A 3,720-nucleotide genomic window follows, 5' to 3' on the forward strand; every position below is an offset into this window, starting at 1 on the left:
TTTGTGCGTCGGCGTGGCGCACCACGGCTTCGGCCAGCGGATGCTCGCTCTGCCGCTCCACGGCGGCCGCCACCAGCAGCAGCTGGCTGGCCTCCTGGCCGGGCAGCGTCCAGAAATCCGTCACGGCCGGCTCGCCCCGGGTGATGGTGCCGGTTTTATCGAGCAGCACGGTGTTTACTTGGTAGGCCTTTTCCAGCGCCTCGGCGTTGCGCACCAGCACGCCGTGCTCGGCGCCCTTGCCGGTGCTCACCATGATGGCCGTGGGCGTGGCCAGCCCCAGCGCGCAGGGACAGGCAATGATGAGCACGGCCACGAAGTTGACCAGCGCCAGCGGTAGGCGGGTGCCGGCCGGGGCCAAATCAAACCAGAGCACGAACGTGAGAATGGCAATGACCACCACCGTGGGCACGAAGATGGCGCTCACCTTGTCGGCCAGCCGCTGAATGGGGGCGCGGCTGCCCTGGGCATCTTCCACCAGCTTCACAATCTGGGAGAGCATGGTATCGGCGCCCACTTTGGTGACGCGAAAGCGGAAGGAACCGGTTTTGTTGAGGGTGGCCCCGAACACCGGGTCGCCCACCTGTTTCTGCACCGGCAGGCTTTCGCCCGTGAGCATGGCTTCGTCGAGCGCCGAGCTGCCTTCGGTGATGAGGCCGTCGGTGGCCACCTTCTCGCCGGGGCGCACCACCACCAGGTCGCCAAGCTGCACCTGCTCGATGGGCACGTCGACCTCAGCGCCGTCGGGGCGTACGACGCGGGCGGTTTTGGCTTGCAGGCCCATGAGGCTGCGCATGGCGGCCGAGGTCTGGGTTTTGGCCCGCAGCTCCAGCACCTTTCCCAGCAGAATCAGGGCAATGATGGTGGCCGTGGTATCGTAGTACACCTCGGGCGTGAGGCCCCGGCTGGTAAAGAAGCTGGGCACCACCGTGCCGGCCAGGCTGTAGAGAAACGCCGCGCCCGTGCCCACGGCAATGAGCGTATCCATGTTGGCGGCCCGGTGCTTGAAGCCGTTCCAGGCCGACTCGTAGAACTCGCGCCCGCTGTAGCCCAGCACGGGCAGCGTAAGCAGCAGCAGCGCGTAGTTGAGCCACTGCATGTTCACGCGCGCCATCATGGCCGGCCAGAGCATGAGCATGCTCAGCGGCATGATGACCATTGCCAACCCCACGGCCACCCAGAAGCGGCGCTTGAGCTTCTGGTAGGCCAGGGCCTTCTGGCGGTCGATTTCGGCGCTGCGCTCGGCGGCGCTGGTATCGGGGGCGCGCTCTACCACGCCGTAGCCGGCGTTGATGATGGCTTCTTTGAGGCTGGCCGGCGAGGCCTGGGTGGGCACGTAGTCCACGGTAGCCTTCTCGGTGGCAAAGTTGACCATCGCCCGCTGCACGCCGGGCGTGCGGCTGAGCGACTTCTCCACGAAGGACGCGCACGAGGCGCAGGTCATGCCTTCGATGTCGAGGGTTTCAGTTTTAGTGGCAGGTTCCATAACGGATAGGTTACTAGGCGATTGCCGGGTCTGGCAGCTATCAGGCTCATCCCACAATCACATTACAAAGGAACGGCCACCCGCCAGGGAAGTTGGTACTAAATACCGCCGCAGAGTTGCATAATTTGACCGAGCGAACCGGCTGTTTTCCGGTGGCCGGGCGCCCCCGGAAAACCGAAAAACCCCGCCTGCAAGCTGCAAACGGGGTTTTAAAAGGGTGGAGATGCAGGGATTCGAACCCTGGTCCAGACAAGGAAATCAACGTGCTTTCTACGTGCGTATCCAGACTTGAATTTTCGAAGAAGCTCAGGCGTCAGTCAGGCCCTTGAGCTTCCCTTATCGGCAGTTGGGTTTCGCCCCCGCATCACCGCGCTGCGAAGGCTATTTTCTACTTACGACGCTCCGAACTCCCAGGTGTAGAAACTTACCCGAGCGGAACGATGACATTACCTAATTCTGAACTAGGCAGCCATGGCGTACGAATAGTCGCCAGTTGTTTTTCGATAGATTTTTTGACAGGAGAGCTTCCATCAACTCCTGGCACGCTTACCCGCAATTTGCGCAAGCTGTCAATTCCGGTCATCCCCAGTTGGTAAAGAACGATTCCCGCCGTTGCCTCGAGAGGCGAAGCGGGCCGCGAAGGTACGCGGTGAAATTGAAACGGCAGGGGAGGAGGGAAGGTTTCCGGTGGTTTGGGTGTTTGACAGGTGGGCGGACAGGATAAAAAGAACGTCATGCAGAGCGCAGCGAAGCATCTTGCCCGCTTCGTTGCAAGCAGTGAATTAGTTACGCGGTAGAGATGCTTCGCTGCGCTCTGCATGACGTTCGGCTATTAGTCTACGCCGGTCCCACCTGCTTCCAAAGCCGCCCGTTTCGGGGTAACTTTGTAGATAGAACTTATGGATAATTTCGTCGTTTCGGCCCGCAAGTACCGTCCTTCCACGTTTCGCAGCGTGGTGGGGCAGCAGCACGTCACCACCACGCTGCAGAATGCCATCCAGAGCCACCACTTGGCGCAGGCATTCCTGTTTTGCGGCCCGCGTGGCGTAGGCAAAACCACCTGCGCCCGCATCCTGGCCAAAACCATCAACTGCACCAACCTCACGGCCGAAACCGAGGCTTGCGGCACCTGTGCCTCCTGCGTCGCCTTCCAAGAAAACGCTTCGTTCAACGTGCACGAGCTGGATGCGGCCTCCAACAACTCGGTAGAGGACATTCGCTCGCTGGTGGAGCAGGTGCGCTACGCCCCGCAGGCCGGCAAGTATAAGATTTATATCATCGACGAGGTGCACATGCTCTCGAATGCGGCTTTCAACGCGTTTCTGAAAACGCTGGAGGAGCCGCCGAGCTACGCCATTTTCATCCTCGCCACCACTGAGCGCCACAAGATTATTCCAACCATCCTGTCGCGCTGCCAGATTTTCGATTTCAGCCGCATCAAGGTGGAAGACATGCGCGGGCACCTGCGCTATGTGGCCACCCAGGAAGGCATCACGGCCGAAGACGATGCCCTGCACCTGCTGGCCCAGAAGGCCGACGGCGGCCTGCGCGACGCCCTGTCGATGTTCGACCAGATGGTGACCTTTGGCGGCAATAACCTCACCTACAAAGAGGTGGTGCAGAACCTGCACATCCTCGATTACGACTACTACTTCCGCCTCGTCGACAGCCTGCTGACCGAAAACCTCTCCGCCGCGCTGCTCCTGCTCGATGAGGTGATGCAGAACGGCTTCGACCTGCACAACTTCGTGGTGGGCACCGCCGAGCACCTGCGCGGCCTGCTGGTCTGCAAAGACGCCGTGACCGTGCAGCTGCTGGAAGTGTCCGAGGGTATCCGGCTGAAGTACGTGCAGCAGGCCCAGGCCGCGCCACTGGCCTTCCTGCTCTCGGCCCTGAACCTCATTAGCCAGTGCGACCGGGAATTCAAGCAAGCCAAAAACCAGCGCCTCCACGTCGAGCTGGCGTTGATGAAGCTGGCCTACCTGAACGGAGCCGTGCAATTCGTGCGTGAACTGAGCCCCGCCAACGGCGAGGCTAAAAAAAAAACTAGCAGCCTAAGCGGTGGAGAAGCTTTGGCTGCCCCCGCGCCGGCCAGCAACAGCAGCGCCAGCAACGGTGGCTACGTCGGCAGCAGCAACAACCACGCCCAGCCCGCGCCGGTAGCTGCTCCCGCTGTTTCCCCGGTTACTGCTGCCGCTCCGGCAGCGCCTGCCCCAGTCGCTACCCACGCCGCGCCC

At 61.7% G+C, this 3,720-nt stretch carries 2 protein-coding genes and 1 other RNA gene; 1 reads left to right on the plus strand and 2 read right to left on the minus strand.

From position 1 onward, the window contains the following. Positions 1-1,483, minus strand: a 1,483-nt coding sequence (locus ACYVDE_RS17125; RefSeq protein ID WP_460502766.1) for a heavy metal translocating P-type ATPase, incomplete at its 3' end; no start/stop codon positions are given. 215 nt (positions 1,484-1,698) lie between these two features. Next, positions 1,699-2,070: a transfer-messenger RNA gene (gene ssrA, locus ACYVDE_RS17130) on the minus strand. A gap of 312 nt (positions 2,071-2,382) precedes the next feature. On the opposite strand from ssrA, the gene ACYVDE_RS17135 reads away from it, so the two are divergent. Then, positions 2,383-3,720: DNA polymerase III subunit gamma/tau (locus tag ACYVDE_RS17135; RefSeq protein ID WP_460502767.1), on the plus strand; the 1,338-nt coding region annotated here is incomplete at its 3' end.

The sequence above is a fragment of the Hymenobacter agri genome, assembly GCF_054778495.1.